This window comes from Gilliamella sp. B3482 (assembly GCF_026536805.1).
Classification (GTDB): domain Bacteria; phylum Pseudomonadota; class Gammaproteobacteria; order Enterobacterales; family Orbaceae; genus Gilliamella; species Gilliamella apicola_E.
The window spans coordinates 13,035-29,171 of sequence record NZ_JAFNNL010000003.1; the positions used below are offsets into that span (position 1 = coordinate 13,035).

Below are 16,137 nucleotides of genomic sequence, written 5' to 3' on the forward strand. Positions count from 1 at the left end.
AGCCGATTTTTTAAACAAACCCTAGTAGATGCTAAACACTACTAACTAATAATCATTAAACCCGCCAAGTGTGGGTTTTTTTATGCCCATCATCCAGCCAACCAACACAAGTTTAACCCTCACATGAATAGCACGACGGTGTGAAAGTGAAAAGCTGCCTACCTTCAGTGGATCACTTTCATGTGAGATTTTTTTTGAAAGGTAAAAGGAGATATTCAATGAACAATTTAAAAAAATTAGAAGTTCCATTCTGTAATACAACAATTCAAGCGGTGGAACATAACGGTGAGCTTTATGTATCAATGCGGCCGATCTGTAAGAATATCGGCTTACAGTGGGGGTCACAATATAATCGTATTATGCGAGATGAAGTGATGAAAACAGCCGTCTTCATTATGAAGACAACTGCTAGTGATGGTAAGAAATATGAACATGTATTTTTACCACTATCAATGCTAAATGGTTGGTTGTTTGGCGTTAGTACCAAGAAAATAAAACCTGAGTTAAAAGACAAGCTAATTAAATATAAACGTGAATGCTATAACGTTCTTTACCAATATTGGACTAAAGAGCGATTTGAATTCATGAAGGAAATAAATAGACTGCTTTTTGAATTTCAATATGAAAAAGAGGGAGCAAGTCAAGCTGGAAGAATATTATCAAATTGGAAACGTATTAAACCTAATATAGAAAATAAACTCAATTCATTAATGAATCAATCACAACTCCAGCTAACCGTATAAACCACCTTTCGGTGGTTTTTATTGCCAAAAATTTAAGAGGTTCACATGTCATTTGAAGCAGGCAGTATTTCATACACAATTGATGCCAAAACAGGGGCTTTATTAACAGCGGATAAACAAGTATCTAGTTTTAACAAAAGCGCGCAAGAGGGGTTTGAGCGGACAGCAGCGTCAATGAGCAAACTAACAAGCGTTGCTAAAGCTGTATCTGCTGCTTTAGTTTCCAGCCAAATTATTTCTTATGCTCAGAGCTGGAATGAGCTAGAAGATCGTATTCAAAATACTGGCGCAACAGCATCGCAAACTAAAGACATTTTAGATCAGCTACTAGTAACATCTGATAGAAACGGTCGTACTATTGAAGAAACATCAGAGTTATATATCCGTCTTTCTAACTCTATGGGTGAGCTGGGTTATAGCACACAAAGTACAATATCTTATATTGATACTCTATCAAATTTGATGACTATCAATAAGACAAATTCATTGAGTGCAGAATCGGCTACAAATGCATTAACTAAAGCCCAAATGAAAGGTAAGCTGGCAGGTGTTGAGGCAATGACTGTCTTTAATGCAATGCCTAGTATCCTTAAAACGCTTGGGAAACAGCTAAATAAAACCGAATCAGAGGTTAGGAAAATGGCTTCTGATGGTAAATTGTCAATGTCTGAATTTACCGAAGCTATGATTGCTGCTCAGGAAGAAACGGCTGCACTTGCCGATAATATGCGAAATACCGTAACTGAGGGTATCAACCGTGTTACGAATAATCTTAAAAAATATCTTGGTGAATTAAATAACTCAACTGGTGCGACTAAATTACTCGTAGATTCGTTAATTTTAATGTCTCAGCATGTCGATATACTAATGACGGGCGTTGGTGCTTTAGCTGCCGTTTATGCGGGTAAATATATTACATCATTAGCGAGTGCGACTAAGCAGAGTGCAGAAAAAGTCATTAATGATATAAAACTAGCTCAAGCTGAAAAAGCAGCAGCACAAGCAGCGTTACAACAAGCTCAAGCTGAAGTTGCTCACTTAAGAGCGGTTCAGCAGTCACTAGCTGCCCAATTAAAATTAGCGCAAACAGAAACAACTAGAAATGCAATTAGAAAGCAGTTAAAAGCCAATACAGACGCCTTAACTGCAGCTACAAATCAGCAAACAGCAGCGCAAGCAAGACTTGATACAGCGATGAAAGCAACATCTTTTGCCGCTAACGGACTTCGTTCCGCAATGGCTTTATTGGGTGGTCCTGCAGGGATGTTGTTTTTGGCTGCGGGCGCATTGACAACGTGGGCTAGCAAAGCTGATGATGCTAAACAGAAAGCGTTAGATTTCTCTGATTCTGTTGATTCAATGAGCGACTCTTTAAAAAGTTTAACATTAAATCAGCTGCTTGATAAACAGTTAGATTATTGCGATAACTTAGAAAATATTGAAAATCAGATTAAAAATGTTGTAAGTAAAATAAATGAAGCTAAAGCTAAAATAACAGCGGCAAAATCATCTTTTGACATGCATCCAGATACAATTAAAGATGCTGAAAGAGAAATCGTAAGACTTAACTCAACTCTTGATAAGTTAATTCAGAAGAAAAGCAATGCCTCGAAAATAATTAGTTATATTAATACACTATTAATAGGCACAAGTGCTGATGCTGATTCTGCAGCTACTGGCGTTGATGGCTTTGCTAAGGCACTAGAAAAAGTCGGCACAAACAAAATTGATGAGAAAGTTAAGTCGTTATCGACTCAGCTTGAAATAGCTAATATGAAAATAGATGATTCAAGGAAAGCTGCTTACATTTATGAAAACGTATTAAATGATCTCGGTAGTGCAGGGGAAGAATACAAAGGTATTATAAGAGATCTTATTAAAGATTCTACAAAATGGGCGACAGTATCAGAAGAAGTTAGAAAAGTGCTAGAACCACTTTTTAAAGCATACGCTGCGTTATTTGATGCTAATGAAAAACTAAACGCCAGCAAAAAAAGAGGGGGCGGTACAACACGAACTTACGCAGAAGAAATAAAAAATCTCAAAAATCAATTGGAAGTTGCCAAGTTAGAAGCTCAACATTTAACAGTTGAGGCTAAAGCTTTAGCAATAAGTCAACAAATTGGTACTAAAGCGACAGCAGCACAAACAGAAGAACTTAAGCGATTAATTCAAGAACAAGAAAATTTGCGAAAATATCAATCTGGTGAAGAGTTTGCAAAACAAGAAATCTACAATAAAAAATCACCTTTAGAACAAATAAATATTGATGAGCAGGAAAAACTAGATAAGTTAAATGAATGGCGAGCAACTGGACTGGCAAACGAACAAACTTATCAAGATGCTTTAACTGCAATAACTAAAGATGCTGTAGATAAAAGAAAGAAACTTGAAGACGAAGCGGCAGAAGCTAAACTAAAATCTACAAGCGCTATATTGCAATCATCTGCAGATTTATTCGGTGGAATGTCTGATATGCTGGGCGCTTTTGCTGGTGAATCAAGTTCAGCATATAAAGCACTTTTTGCTATTAGCAAAGGGTTTGCGATAGCTGACGCTATGCTTAATTTAAATTCCGCAATTATGAAAGCAATGAACGATCCGACAGCGGTTACAACATCAGCAAAAATGGCAAATATGGCTGCTGTAGCAAGCGCGGGCGGTCAGGTTTTATCAACACTTAAAGGGCTAACTTATGGGGGCGGACGGCTCAGGGGTGGTGGTGTTGATGTTGGTAAAGCCTATAGAGTTAATGAAAGTGGAGAACCTGAACTGTTTGTTGCACACGGAAAACAATACATGATTCCAAATAAAAATGGCGAAGTTATTCCATCTAACAAATTAAGCGGTTCAGCTGGTAGAACTATCATTAATAATATTACGCAAAATATTTCATTCGGAGAAAACCAAGATAATACGACAGCAGCTAATGAAACAGCTAGAATGTTGAAACAAGCGATAAAAAGCGTAATGCAGGAGGAACAACGCCCTGGGGGGATGTTAAATCGTCGTTGATTTAGTAGATGAAATTTCATACCATGAATTCAAATTTTAAAAGGATAGATGGTATGAAAAAGATTGCATTGTTTGGATTGATAGGGTTTGTTTTAACTGGCTGTGGTGATGATAAGGTCACTAAAGAGTATCTCGTTGGTGATTGGGATTGTAGTTATGAAGAATATGAAAGCAAATACGATTCAAAATTCAAAGAATATGATGATTATTCTTTAAAAAGTAGTGAGCAATTTAAACAATCTTATAAAATTGTTGATGATGTTTTAATGTCAAAAATAGCTGATAAGAATGCGTTTGAACTTGATTTAAATAAAGTTTACAGTAATTTAAACTTGGAAGGGAAAACAGATAATTGCAATTACTCAATAAAAAGAGATCTGGTGAAGAAAGCAAACAACAAATTTAGTTGGACAGAAGAAACATTTTTTGATTGTACATTCGATAAAGATAGTATGGATAAATTCAAGACAAAAAGAGAAAGAATCTGCACTAGAATAAAATAATTACGTTAGTGTATTTTTCGGTTAATCAACATGGATATAAAGAGTTCCTTGTTGTCTATCAAGGGTCAATCCAAATAATTTATATATACTATGTATTGTTTTGTTTGCATTTTCGAACATTTCATAGTCGGAAAGTTTTCCTTGATAGAATATATCTTTTAGTTCTAAAAAGGATTCAGCAAGTTTTTTAAGAAGCGATGATAACTTTGTGTTTTCAAGTAAATCTAAAAGAGATGGTGGATACAGATTAGGTTCTATTTTGATTGAGCTCATATACCCAAAAGCATAACCATATAAATTAGCAATCAATTTAACTTTGTTTTTTACATTAAAATACATTTCATCCAGAGATAAAAGTCCTACTTTATATCTGTTAACTAAGGATTTAATTTCTTTAGGAATATCAATTAAAGCAGTTTCAAGGGAGCTCAATTGCATTTTAATTAATTTAGGAGTAGAGGTTTGGGCTGACATATAATTGGCGAGAAACTCAGACCATGATCTTGTTGATGTCATTAATATAGCATCGTCATATTCATCCACAAGTTTTCCAGCATCTAGTCTGCTTTCATTTTTTTCATGTATGTGAATTAACTCATGATGCATCATATGTATAATATTACTAGTGTGATCGAGTGATATAGAACCATCCTTATTAAAGAGATCATAAAAAAATTCCACACTTAAAACTAGAGTAAATTCTGAATACAATCCATTATCAGTTAGTTTCGAAAGTAATTGAGCTATAGCAACAGACTGCTTGTTATTGGTGAAGGAAGATGATTCATGCCCATACTCTTTAGCAATGTCAGCTAATGCTGATTCGAAATCACAGGATATCAAAACTCTTTTTAATTTTGAAATATTCAATTGAGTTTGTTTTACTAATTCTTTAATTAGTGTGGCAGTGAAATTAGCTATGATATTAGCGGTATTTTCGTCGCTAAAACCTTGAGCTGATATAACTAAATTATTTTTCATAAATTCACTTATTTAACGAAAGCTTAATTATTTTACTATTTTAACATTAATTTTAATGTTAGTTGATTTTGCTCTTATGTATTGATGTTAAGAATGAGATTTTAAATTTTTCTATTTCAATTTCTATGTATTTTTCTAATTCACTTTCTGTAAATGTATATATTTCTTCTTCGCCAAAATTTTCAGGAGTTAATGGAGTGATGACATCCCATCCAAAAATTTTTTTATATAATTCAAGATCAATTTCAGCATTTTTTACCGAATTTTCAAGCATATTAACAATTTCAGCATTCATTGAACGATTATTCACGTTAGCCACTCGCTGTATTCTGTTTTTTAGTTCCTCTGGAATCCTTAAGTTTATTTGTGGATTTTTATATGGCCTTGCTTTTTTTTCATTCATAAAAGTTTCCAATAAGTGGGGAAAATAAACATGGATATATCAAAATAATATGTATTTTCTATTGACAAAACAATACCTATTAATTTAATATGTATACATATTGTTTATATATGTACTTTTGATTAAGGAGAAAACATTGAAAGAAAATAAAGTGTCAATATCGGCTCGAGTACCTAGTTGGATAAAAACCATATTAAAAAATTCAGCTAAAAATAATGATAGAAATATCAGTTTAGAAATCACTAATAGATTGAAACAAACATTAACAGAAGAGGAAATAAAAAATGCAAACATCTAAAAAAGCAAAAACCCCAAGTGCTGCAACACTTGAGGTCTCAATAATTAATCCCACTAGAAAAGGAACTAATATAATGAAAAATGATACATCTTTAGTTAATAAAAGTCAATTGACAATGTCTAGCCGTGAGATTGCATCATTAACAAATAAACGACATGACAATATTTGTCGAGATATTAGGGCTATATTAGTAGCTTTATTAGGAGGTGAGGAAGCTGATTATGTTCGTAACTCAAATTTGAGTTACCTAACAAATCAACATGTTAGCTGTAATCAGTATAATTCTAAAAACCCTAACGCATGGGAATATCATATTTCTCGACGATATACTGAGATACTGATAACTGGTTATGATATTAAACGTCGTACAGCAGTTATTGATCGTCTATATGAGTTAGAAGAGGCTAATAGAACAACTCATTCAAAACTTCCAACCACTAAAGAGCTTGCAATAATGGTTATTCAAGCTGAAGAAGAAAATGAACGGCTTTTAATTGAAAATAAAACATTAGGAACTCAGCTCGAAGAAATGAAACCAACAGTTGAAGCTTTTGATCGCATTGCAACTAAAGCTGAGGGTAGTATGTGTGTAACTGATACAGCTAAACATTTACAGGTACAACCCAGAAAATTCTTTCAAGAATTAAATGCAATGGGGTGGATCTATAAAAGAACAGGTTGTAGCCATTGGCTTGGTTATCAAGATAAGGTCAAGCAAGGTTTGTTAGAGCACAAAGTAACAACGGTCTCAAGAAGTGATGGTAGTGAAAAGATAGTAGAGCAGGTATTAGTTACCCCTAAAGGACTAGCTAAACTATCACAAATATTAACAATGCACTAAGCCATTATTATAAGCCCCGAAATAGGGGCTACTTGAGGATGTAGAGATGAAACACATTATTGATAATTTCGACTATGAAATAATAGTTAAAAATTTAGAGCAAGCGAAATCATTAGCATATCTCATGGGGAGTAACGTTAATGAAAGCGAAGATAAATCAAATATATTCTGGTTATTACAAGACTTAGTTAATTGCGCTTTGCGACTAGTTGAAGATTCTAAGTCGTTCGTTTAACCCTTTTTCAGACCCTTTTTTAAAACATTGATTATTAATAATTAATTTTAACATAATAAAAAAGGGTTATTTTTTCAAAAATAGCTAAAATTTAGTTAAAACAATAGGCTATGTTTGATATAATCTAGCTCACCGCCGAATAGGTGGTTTAGAAAATTCCGAAGAATCCGATATTACCGAGAAGTAAGCTCACCGCCGAATAGGTGGTTTAGAAATGCTTTGTAAAAAATTTCAAACGCAGAATCGAGCTCACCGCCGAATAGGTGGTTTAGAAATTAACCGTCATATCACTCTCCCGTTACTAATGGCTCACCGCCGAATAGGTGGTTTAGAAATTATCATTTGAGGGTGAAGTCAGAATTAATGAGCTCACCGCCGAATAGGTGGTTTAGAAAAACTGGCGTGTATGTTGCTGCTCTTCCTCCACGCTCACCGCCGAATAGGTGGTTTAGAAAAACTATCAAAATTAGAATTTGGTTTTAATAGTGCTCACCGCCGAATAGGTGGTTTAGAAATCACCGGGGAACTCAATGCCGTTAATCTGCGTGCTCACCGCCGAATAGGTGGTTTAGAAACAGCTGAATCTAGAGTACGTTCTCACGACAAAGCTCACCGCCGAATAGGTGGTTTAGAAATTTTTCATTTATCGATTCGTTTTCATCAATCGGCTCACCGCCGAATAGGTGGTTTAGAAATCCTCAATTGATACTTCAGTTTTCATAAAAAAGCTCACCGCCGAATAGGTGGTTTAGAAAAACCAAGAAAAAGGTACGCCTAAATGATTCGCGCTCACCGCCGAATAGGTGGTTTAGAAATTACTAATTTTAAAATTTTTTATTGCCCCTCTGCTCACCGCCGAATAGGTGGTTTAGAAACTACTCTTTAGAAGAAGAAAAGTGCATGTTCAGCTCACCGCCGAATAGGTGGTTTAGAAAGTCATTTACCAGGTGATATCATTGGTATCGCTGCTCACCGCCGAATAGGTGGTTTAGAAATAACAAAGAAAGGCTGGAGTTATTCCCCTAAGGCTCACCGCCGAATAGGTGGTTTAGAAAGAACAAGCTAAAAAAAATAATCGGTCAATGAAGCTCACCGCCGAATAGGTGGTTTAGAAAATTTATCGATAATATTTTTGGCTTTAATATGCGTTTACCGCTGCATAAGCGGTTTAGAAATGTATACGCAGGGATTAACGTTTAACAATATAAACAATTAAAAATCAACAACCCGCTTTGGCGGGTTTTTTATTGCTCCAACCCATTAAATAACATACCATTACCTAAAAATTAAGGAGAATGGTATGAAAAAGTTAATATTAATTAGTCTAGTTAGTATAGCTTTATTTGGCTGTGGTGAGAAAAAAGTCACTGAAGAAATGCTTATTGGGGATTGGGAGTGTGATTTTGCACAGCAAGTTGCTAAGTGGAAAAATGGATTATTCCAAGATTATGCTCCGCCAATTGATCATGAAACATCATTAGTTACATATCTAAAAGTAGATAATGATCTTTTTGTAAAAACGCCTAATAGCTTTAGAAAAATAAAACAATATGTCAACAAAATGGATGGAAGTTTTGAATATTCTATAGGTGATATGAAAACAGTTGGATTCAATAAGTTAGAATATATATCAGACGATGAGTTTAAGTCGATTTCCGAGATTATAATAACGCAGAATAAGTCAGAAGATAATGAGAAAACTAAAGACATAATGCATTGTACTAGAATAAAATAATTGACTACCAAAGCAAATTAATCAAACCCTCTAAGAGGGTTTTTTATTATCCATTATCTTCATTATGGCGACGATTATTGAAAATAAGATTTTTAATTACTGTTTATTTGTACAGGTATTTTGATTTTTATATTCCTTTTTGTGTTAGAATGATATAAATTATAAATAAATATTATTTATTATTTATTATTTATTATGTATTAATCAAAAGGGTTAAACGTGGACTTATTTTCTTCTAAATTATCAAATATATTTGATAATGTGGTATCTCCTCTGCATGAGGCTTCCGCATATGAGGCTTTATGGAATAGAGATGGTGCGACATTTAAGAAAATTTCAGATAAGTTTAAAGATGCCGAAAATGTTAAACCATCAGATTTAGTGCCCGAATCCGAAATCGAAGAGTATAAAGAAAAATTACTGAAATTATTAAGAGAGTACAAAATTAATAACTTAGGTATTAGATTACGAGGAACTCTCGATTATCCAGAAAGATTAACTGACGACCAAAATCCGTTAGAGTTATTTTATTTTCAAGGTTTGTGGGATTTAGTCTTCTCTCCATCCGTTGCAGTGGTTGGGTCTCGTAAAGTTTCAGAAGAGGGCAAAAGACGCACTAGAAAAATAGTTAAACATCTTGTTGAAGATGGCTTTACTATTGTTTCTGGATTAGCTGAAGGTGTTGATACAGAAGCTCACACAACAGCATTAAAATTAAATGGTAGGACAATTGGCGTTATCGGTACACCTCTTACTGAGTATTACCCAAAACAAAATAAAGAATTGCAATCATATATCAGAGATAACTTCTTATTAATAAGTCAAGTTCCATTTATACGTTATTCCAATCAATCATACAAATATAATCGTTATTTCTTTCCCGAAAGAAATAAAACAATGTCTGCTTTGACAAAAGCGACAATAATTATCGAAGCGTCAGACACATCTGGTACATTAACGCAGGCTAGAGCTGCTTTACAGCAAGGTCGAAAATTATTTATATTGAATTCATGCTTTGAAAACGCTGACATTAAATGGCCTCTTATGTATGAGAAAAAAGGTGCTATTAGAGTAAGAAGTTACGATGACATTCGAGCTGTGTTAATGGAGGATAGAGCTTGAAATTAAATCGAATTGACTGCTCTTCTATACATAATCATATTGAACTAGATGAAAATGATATTTGTCTTTACTGGTGTGAATATACTGCACAAAAAAAGTACAATTTTAGTGAAACAAATCAATTAGTAGTTAATTTAAAAAAGTGTGTATCCCATAAAGAAGAAAGCCAATATACTTATAAAACAAAAGCTATAAAAACATGCGCTTCTTACTTTGAAGAGGGGGATTGGTCTCCTTATTCAATTATTCCCATACCACCATCTAAAAAGAAAGACGATCCTCTTTATGATGATAGATTGCTTAGAATTTTAAATTTAGCCAACAAGTTATTAAAACCTAAATATCGATTTGATGTGAAAGATATCATCATTCAAAACGAGAGTTACGAACCATCTCATAAATCATCTAAGCGTCCATCATCACAGGAATTGAAAGCTAGATATCGACTTGATGATATTAACTCTGATCAGCTACGAGAAAAAATAATCGTATTCGATGATGTATTAACAATGGGATCACATTTTAAGGCAATTAAATCATTACTGCACGATGCTTATCCTCAGAAAAAAATATACGGATTATTTATTGCAAGGAGTATTTATCCTCCAGTAAGTGATGATTTTGAAGATTTAACAGAATAATACTAATTTATTTATTGGAAACCTAAAGCTCGCAATTGCGGGCTTTTTTTATGTCTGGAGAAAATATGGAAACATTCCACTGGAGACCGCAAAACAGTTCTACTACGTCAGTTTCACCAAGGGTGAGGGTGATTAAGTTCGGTGACGGTTATGAACAGCGCTTTTGTGACGGTATTAATAATGACTTGCGATCATATAGTGTTTCATTTGTTGGGTTAGTTGAAAATATTGATTTAATCGAAAATTTTTTAACTAGACACAACTCAGTTAAATCGTTTTTATGGAGAGAGCCTAACACTCACAAAACAATAAAGGTTGTTTGTCGTTCTTGGACATCAACGGTAAACGGCGCAGCTAAAACGGTTTCAGCAACATTTGAGGAGGTAGTAGCATGATCCCCAAAAAAATGCTAATTGATTTAACCAAAATTGCACAAGATGCGATTATTGATTTATACGAAGTCGATTTAACGAAGATTGTCGGTAATAAAACAATATTTCGCTTTCATAATGGATTAAATGAGCTTAGGCGACCTGTAACATGGCAAGGTAATATTTATGAGCCATACCCTATCAAAGTTGAGGGGTTCCAGAAAAATGGGCAAGGAACCAGTAACAGACCAACAATGAGCGCCAGTAATGCAATGGGATTTATTACGGGCTTAATTGCTGATTTTGACGGCTTACTTGGCGCAATTGTCACACGCCATGAAGTACCAATTAAATACTTAGATGCTGTTAATTTCGAGAATGGTAATCAATATGCTGATCCGTTTTGCGAAATTATCTCAAATTATGTTATCGAACAAGTCAAACAACAAAACGCTATGGTAGTTACGTTTGAATTAGCGTTACCGTGTGAGTCAGACGGGGCATTAATTCCTGCTCGTGTGATAATTGCTAATACCTGTAGCTGGATATATCGCTCCTCGGAATGTGGTTATACCGGTGGACCTGTAGCCGATGAATTTGATAAGCCGACTAACGACATCACTAAAGATAAATGTAGCCGTTGCTTGAATGGCTGTAAACTTCGTTTTGGCCAACACGGTATTCTTCCATTCGGCGGTTTTCCAACTGCAGCTAAACTCTCTTAATTAATTATGAAAACACAAATACTAAATCATGCAAATTCTTGCGGTGAGGATGAGTGTTGCGGATTTGTTATTGATGATAAAATTTATCTTCCTTGTAACAATACCTCACCCACACCAACAGAGACATTTGAAATTTCGCCAGATGACTGGATAAAGGCTGAACGGAAAGGAAAGATAACCGCTGTAGTTCACTCTCACCCTGACGGTTTTCCGATACTCAGCGAGGCAGACCAATTTTACCAACAACAAACCGAAATTGATTGGTGGTTGGTCTGTAATAACGAAATCTATAAATTTAGATATATCAAACCATTAATTGGTCGGGAATTTGATCACGGTCAAACCGATTGTTTAACGTTAGTTCGTGATGCGTACATGCTGGCAGGTATTAATTTACCGGACTACGAGCGACAGGATAACTGGTGGCGCAACGGGTTAAATATGTATCTGGATTTGTTACCTCAAAACGCTTTTGAACGAGTTGATGAGCCACAGGCAGGAGATATTATCCTCGTTTGCCTCGGCTCGTCAGTGCCTAACCATGCAGCCATTTATATCGGCAATCAATTTATCTTACATCATTGCCCAAACCGTCTTTCTAAACGAGATTTATATGATGGATTTTGGCTTAAGTACACACATTCAGTTTGGAGACATAAACAATGGCAATCATTCGCTTTTACGGCAATCTTAAACAATATGGCGATAAGTTCAATATGAGCGTAGAAACAGCAGCGGAAGCGATGAACGGCTTGTATTGTCAAATTAAAGGCTTGAAAAAGCAAATCATGGACGGCTATTTCCGAGTACGAATTAACGGCGTAGATATGAGCGAGGACAATTTACAGTTTGGTCTGCATAGCCGAATACCACAAGATGCTGTTATTCATATTGTACCTAAAACAGAGGGCGCAAAAGGTGGGGCATTCAGCTTTATAGCTGGTGCGGTGATGTTCGTTGTTGGGGCAATCTTTTATTGGACGCCAATGGGGTATCCGTTAATGGCAGCGGGGCTTGGATTAATGATTGGCGGTGTAGCCATGATGTTAACCAAGCTACCCAAAACAGACAAATCGGCAGATGGCGGCACTAATAAAAACACCTATTTTTCTAATCTGGACAATACGATAGCGCAGGGCGCACCTGTTCCCCCTTGTTTCGGTAAAATAAAAATCGGTTCTAAAGTGCTTTCACAGGGGCTTGAAATTTTTGATGACACAGTAGATTCAGATAAACCATCGTTTCCCTCACCAGGACAAGATGGTAACAATATTGCAATTAAGGAGCCAGTATAAATGGGTAAAGGTTCAGGAAAAGCAAAAACGCCAAAAGAAGCGCAGGATAACCTAAAATCGCATCAGCAACTGAGTATTATTGATTTGCTGTGTGAGGGGCAGATAGAGGGTCCAGTAAACGGACTACAAAGCATATTTTTAAATGATACACCAATTCAAGCCCCAGATGGCTCATATAATTTCAAGGGTGTTGAAGTAGAATGGACTGCTGGTACTCAGTCACAAGCTCCGCTTGAGGGTTTTCCAGCAACGGAAAACGAAGTACCCGTTAATCTTGAGGTGAAAGCAACAACCCCAATCGTGCGTACTATTACCGACCCAAATATTGATAGAGTACGTGTCACGGTTGGTGTGCAGTCGTTAAGCTCAACCGATAAAAAAGGCAACATCAACCGCACATCAGTATCAATGGAAATCCAAATCGGCGTGGGTAGTACATGGAAAACGGTAAAAACTGTTGATTTAATCGATAAGAAAACACGCTCACAGTATTTAACCTCGGTTATATTAGATGATTTACCACCCAAGCCGTTTAACATTCGAGTTGTGCGCAAGACTCCAGATAGTACATCATCACTGTTAGTTAATAATACGCTATGGAGTTCATACACTGAAATCTATGATACTAAATTTTCATATCCGAATACGGCTGTTGTTGGCTTGAAGTTTGATTCATCGCAGTTCAGTGGCGTACCGCGTCGAAATTATCTTATTAAAGGGATGATAATTAAAGTGCCAGACAACTACGACCCAGAAACGAGAGAATATGAAGGTTTTTGGTCGGGAGGGTTCAAGCTGGCTTGGACCGATAATCCTGCGTGGGTGTTTTATGATATCTTGACTAATTCACGTTATGGGTTAGGTGCTAGGCTGGGTCAATTTGGCGTTGATAAATTTGCACTATACACAATTGCTCAATACTGCGACCAATTAGTGGATGATGGCTTTGGCGGTAAAGAGCCAAGATTTACCTGTAATTGCTACATCACAGAGCAACGACAAGCGTATGACGTCATTCATGATTTATGTTCAATATTTCGGGCGATGCCTATTTGGGATGGCACGCAATATACAGCTATAATGGATAGACCGAGTGACCCAGTTGCTATTTATTCAAATGCCAATATCGTAGATGGGCAGTTCAATTACACCTCAGCAGCGCAAAAATCACGTCATACTGCTGTCCATGTGCGTTATATTGACCATAATAACAATTGGGAACCAACAACTGAATATGTTGCTGATGATGAGTTAATCAAGCGCTTTGGGTTGAATGTGGCGCAAATTGATGCGTTCGGCTGCACATCTCGAGGGCAAGCGCACAGGATTGGTAAATGGTTAATTCAAACTGAAAAATTAGAGACACAAACTGTCACATTCAGCGTGGGGCGAGAAGGCATTCGTCACTTCCCAGGCGACATTATTGGTATTGCTGATAATGATTTTGCAGGTACCACAATCGGTGGGCGAATTTTAGAAACAAATGGTAGCACCATTACGCTAGATCGTGATATTGACATTAAAAATATAAAAAATGCATATATAAGTGTCACGGATACAAATATACAGCTACAAAAAGTCAAAATCCAAGCTCAGGTTCAACCTAATCAAATTGTTTTGGAGAATAGTGTTAGTGTCGATGAGTATTCTGTCTGGGGCTTATATGACAATAATATCAAACCTCGATTATTTAAAGCATTAACGATTGCTGAAAATGATGACGGGACTTATTCTATTACTGCGTTACAACACGAGCCCAAGAAAGAAGAAATTGTTGATAATGGCGCTAAATTTGAAGTAGAAAACGGTAGTATTTTTGGTTGGTCAATTCCGCCCGTTGAGCAGTTACAAACTGAAATTATACCCGAATCCGACCTATATCAAGCTCGTTTGTCATGGTCAACACCAAGAACGATTCAAAATCTGAAATTCGAAGTAAAAATCTATCGTGATGATAAATTAATTAGCCGTGAAACGGTAAATGATACTGAGTATTATCTGTCAGACCTGCAACAAGGCAAGTTCAATGCAACAGTCAGAGGAGTAGCAGAAGATGGGCGGCTGGGCGATGAAACCACGATTGCATTTTCTATTTTACCTCCAGCTAAACCGTCAGGATTAGTACTCACGCCAAGTAGTTTTAATGTAGCAATTCGTCCAGTCATGACAGCGGTGTCCAGTCTAGGGACCCAATTCGAGTTCTACAAAGGCACAACTAAAGCCGAAGTCGAAGCAAAAACTAATTATCTTGGTCGAGCAATGACGCTTACTGATGTTGATTGTCAGCCTGATACTGATTATTGGTACGGCGTGAATGCGGTTAATGTAGTCGGCCGTTCTGATATTTTCATCGCTAACACTAAAACTTTAATTGCAGAAAATGGCGCAGGGGGATTATTTAGAATTCAAACACAGGACGGTAAATTCCCAACTAACAATGATGATGCTACTCAAATGTTTTATCGTGAATTTGGGTTTTATCCTGCCCGTGATACCACATTAATTATCTACTCATTAGACGGCGCAGGTAAAGTTGCTCACTCAGAAGCCAGGATGTATAACGGCGCACAATGGGTTGAGCCAGCGATGTTCTTGGATGGTGATTTAATTGCTACCGGTACTATGCGAGGAGATAGATTAATCGCTGGTACTGAAATTAAATCACCGCAAATTACTGGGGGCAGAATGATCGCAGGTAAAGTTGTCAGTGCCGGCAATCCGCCTGCTTTTGAATTGTTAGAGGACGGTACACTAAACGCAAGACGTGCTAACATCTCAGGTAACATTTATGCAAATTCAGGGCAATTAAACAATGTTGTGATTAATGAAAATTGTCAGATTCAGGGAAAATTGACAGCAATGCAAATTGTTGGCGACATTGTAAAAATGTACGTGTGTAAAAAAAATGGCTCTGTTACTATAGCACCTGAGCCATTTGACAGAGATTTATTTATTTTACCTTTTACGTTAATAGCGTATCAGAGACCTGATGATTCTCGCATATGGCATTACGGGGAAGTTGAAATATCTATATTCAATAACACTAATGGTAGGTTTGTTTTTATACAAAAAATTGAAACAACACGTTATAATCCTGTTGCTAGCAAAACATATTTTATTGTAATTCCAGCTCACGCAACATTTAGTGTTAGTATGCGCGAGAGCGATAAACATCATACAACGGGCATTCCCGACACCATTACGCTTATGACATTAAAAAAATAAAAAA

Annotated in this window: 15 protein-coding genes, 1 pseudogene and 1 CRISPR repeat array; of the genes and pseudogenes, 14 read left to right on the forward strand and 2 right to left on the reverse strand. The window is 36.1% G+C overall.

What is annotated here, in order from left to right:
- Positions 1–218 precede the first annotated feature (218 nt).
- From J3U18_RS05485 to J3U18_RS05495, 3 genes are read left to right on the forward strand one after another with little or no spacing between them, the layout of a single operon-like run.
- Positions 219–743 carry a phage antirepressor N-terminal domain-containing protein gene (locus J3U18_RS05485; RefSeq protein WP_267331513.1) on the forward strand — a complete coding sequence of 175 codons (525 nt, stop codon included), beginning with the start codon at positions 219–221 and terminating at the stop codon, positions 741–743.
- Between the two features lie 45 nt (positions 744–788).
- Complete coding sequence (locus J3U18_RS05490; protein WP_267353171.1) at positions 789–3,758, forward strand: tape measure protein; 2,970 nt, start codon at positions 789–791, stop codon at positions 3,756–3,758.
- A 53-nt stretch (positions 3,759–3,811) separates the two neighbouring features.
- Positions 3,812–4,261 carry a hypothetical protein gene (locus J3U18_RS05495; protein ID WP_267353172.1) on the forward strand — a complete coding sequence of 150 codons (450 nt, stop codon included), beginning with the start codon at positions 3,812–3,814 and terminating at the stop codon, positions 4,259–4,261.
- A gap of 21 nt (positions 4,262–4,282) precedes the next feature.
- On the opposite strand, the gene J3U18_RS05500 is transcribed toward J3U18_RS05495, so the two are convergent.
- Positions 4,283–5,242: a hypothetical protein gene (locus tag J3U18_RS05500; RefSeq protein WP_267353173.1), complete on the reverse strand. Its 960-nt coding sequence runs from the start codon at positions 5,240–5,242 to the stop codon at positions 4,283–4,285.
- Between the two features lie 58 nt (positions 5,243–5,300).
- Positions 5,301–5,645, reverse strand: coding sequence for an Arc family DNA-binding protein (locus tag J3U18_RS05505; protein ID WP_267353174.1), 345 nt, complete (start codon positions 5,643–5,645; stop codon positions 5,301–5,303).
- Positions 5,646–5,781: 136 nt separating this feature from the next.
- Between J3U18_RS05505 and J3U18_RS05510 the strand changes: the two genes are divergently transcribed.
- From J3U18_RS05510 to J3U18_RS05560, 11 genes and pseudogenes are all read left to right on the forward strand, one after another.
- Positions 5,782–5,943, forward strand: a complete 162-nt coding sequence (locus tag J3U18_RS05510; RefSeq protein ID WP_267353175.1) for a hypothetical protein — start codon at positions 5,782–5,784, stop codon at positions 5,941–5,943.
- Entirely contained in the window at positions 5,930–6,784 is an 855-nt protein-coding gene (locus J3U18_RS05515) for a phage antirepressor KilAC domain-containing protein (RefSeq protein ID WP_267353176.1), read from the forward strand. The genes J3U18_RS05510 and J3U18_RS05515 overlap by 14 nt, the downstream gene beginning before the upstream one ends.
- A 46-nt stretch (positions 6,785–6,830) precedes the next feature.
- The gene (locus J3U18_RS05520; RefSeq protein ID WP_267353177.1) at positions 6,831–7,019 is read left to right on the forward strand and encodes a hypothetical protein; all 189 of its coding nucleotides are present in this window, start codon (positions 6,831–6,833) and stop codon (positions 7,017–7,019) included.
- A gap of 127 nt (positions 7,020–7,146) precedes the next feature.
- A CRISPR array of direct repeats spans positions 7,147–8,134; the repeat unit is 28 nt; unit sequence GCTCACCGCCGAATAGGTGGTTTAGAAA.
- Between the two features lie 185 nt (positions 8,135–8,319).
- On the forward strand, positions 8,320–8,754 hold the full coding sequence (locus J3U18_RS05525) for a hypothetical protein (RefSeq protein ID WP_267353178.1): 435 nt from the start codon (positions 8,320–8,322) through the stop codon (positions 8,752–8,754).
- A 219-nt stretch (positions 8,755–8,973) separates the two neighbouring features.
- The gene (locus J3U18_RS05530; protein WP_267331505.1) at positions 8,974–9,876 is read left to right on the forward strand and encodes a DNA-processing protein DprA; all 903 of its coding nucleotides are present in this window, start codon (positions 8,974–8,976) and stop codon (positions 9,874–9,876) included.
- Positions 9,873–10,517 (forward strand): hypothetical protein, encoded by a 645-nt coding sequence (locus tag J3U18_RS05535; protein ID WP_267353179.1) that lies wholly within the window; start codon positions 9,873–9,875, stop codon positions 10,515–10,517. The genes J3U18_RS05530 and J3U18_RS05535 overlap by 4 nt, the downstream gene beginning before the upstream one ends.
- A gap of 65 nt (positions 10,518–10,582) precedes the next feature.
- Complete coding sequence (locus tag J3U18_RS05540; RefSeq protein WP_267353180.1) at positions 10,583–10,912, forward strand: phage tail protein; 330 nt, start codon at positions 10,583–10,585, stop codon at positions 10,910–10,912.
- Positions 10,909–11,613, forward strand: coding sequence for a phage minor tail protein L (locus tag J3U18_RS05545; RefSeq protein ID WP_267353181.1), 705 nt, complete (start codon positions 10,909–10,911; stop codon positions 11,611–11,613). Before J3U18_RS05540 ends, J3U18_RS05545 begins: the two co-directional genes overlap by 4 nt.
- A 6-nt stretch (positions 11,614–11,619) precedes the next feature.
- Positions 11,620–12,333, forward strand: a complete 714-nt coding sequence (locus J3U18_RS05550) for a C40 family peptidase (RefSeq protein ID WP_416380389.1) — start codon at positions 11,620–11,622, stop codon at positions 12,331–12,333.
- The gene (locus J3U18_RS05555; RefSeq protein WP_267343123.1) at positions 12,330–12,908 is read left to right on the forward strand and encodes a hypothetical protein; all 579 of its coding nucleotides are present in this window, start codon (positions 12,330–12,332) and stop codon (positions 12,906–12,908) included. The genes J3U18_RS05550 and J3U18_RS05555 overlap by 4 nt, the downstream gene beginning before the upstream one ends.
- 999 nt (positions 12,909–13,907) lie before the next feature.
- Positions 13,908–16,133: pseudogene (locus tag J3U18_RS05560) on the forward strand (phage tail tip protein); the annotation flags it as partial.
- Positions 16,134–16,137: the final 4 nt, after the last annotated feature.

Bases quoted from the DNA above. Each gene is read 5' to 3' on its own strand.
- J3U18_RS05485 (WP_267331513.1), top strand. From the start codon at position 219: ATGAACAATTTAAAAAAATTAGAAGTTCCATTCTGTAATACAACAATT.
- J3U18_RS05490 (WP_267353171.1), top strand. From the start codon at position 789: ATGTCATTTGAAGCAGGCAGTATTTCATACACAATTGATGCCAAAACA.
- J3U18_RS05495 (WP_267353172.1), top strand. From the start codon at position 3,812: ATGAAAAAGATTGCATTGTTTGGATTGATAGGGTTTGTTTTAACTGGC.
- J3U18_RS05500 (WP_267353173.1), bottom strand. From the start codon at position 5,242: ATGAAAAATAATTTAGTTATATCAGCTCAAGGTTTTAGCGACGAAAAT.
- J3U18_RS05505 (WP_267353174.1), bottom strand. From the start codon at position 5,645: ATGAATGAAAAAAAAGCAAGGCCATATAAAAATCCACAAATAAACTTA.
- J3U18_RS05515 (WP_267353176.1), top strand. From the start codon at position 5,930: ATGCAAACATCTAAAAAAGCAAAAACCCCAAGTGCTGCAACACTTGAG.
- J3U18_RS05520 (WP_267353177.1), top strand. From the start codon at position 6,831: ATGAAACACATTATTGATAATTTCGACTATGAAATAATAGTTAAAAAT.
- J3U18_RS05525 (WP_267353178.1), top strand. From the start codon at position 8,320: ATGAAAAAGTTAATATTAATTAGTCTAGTTAGTATAGCTTTATTTGGC.
- J3U18_RS05540 (WP_267353180.1), top strand. From the start codon at position 10,583: ATGGAAACATTCCACTGGAGACCGCAAAACAGTTCTACTACGTCAGTT.
- J3U18_RS05545 (WP_267353181.1), top strand. From the start codon at position 10,909: ATGATCCCCAAAAAAATGCTAATTGATTTAACCAAAATTGCACAAGAT.
- J3U18_RS05550 (WP_416380389.1), top strand. From the start codon at position 11,620: ATGAAAACACAAATACTAAATCATGCAAATTCTTGCGGTGAGGATGAG.
- J3U18_RS05555 (WP_267343123.1), top strand. From the start codon at position 12,330: ATGAGCGTAGAAACAGCAGCGGAAGCGATGAACGGCTTGTATTGTCAA.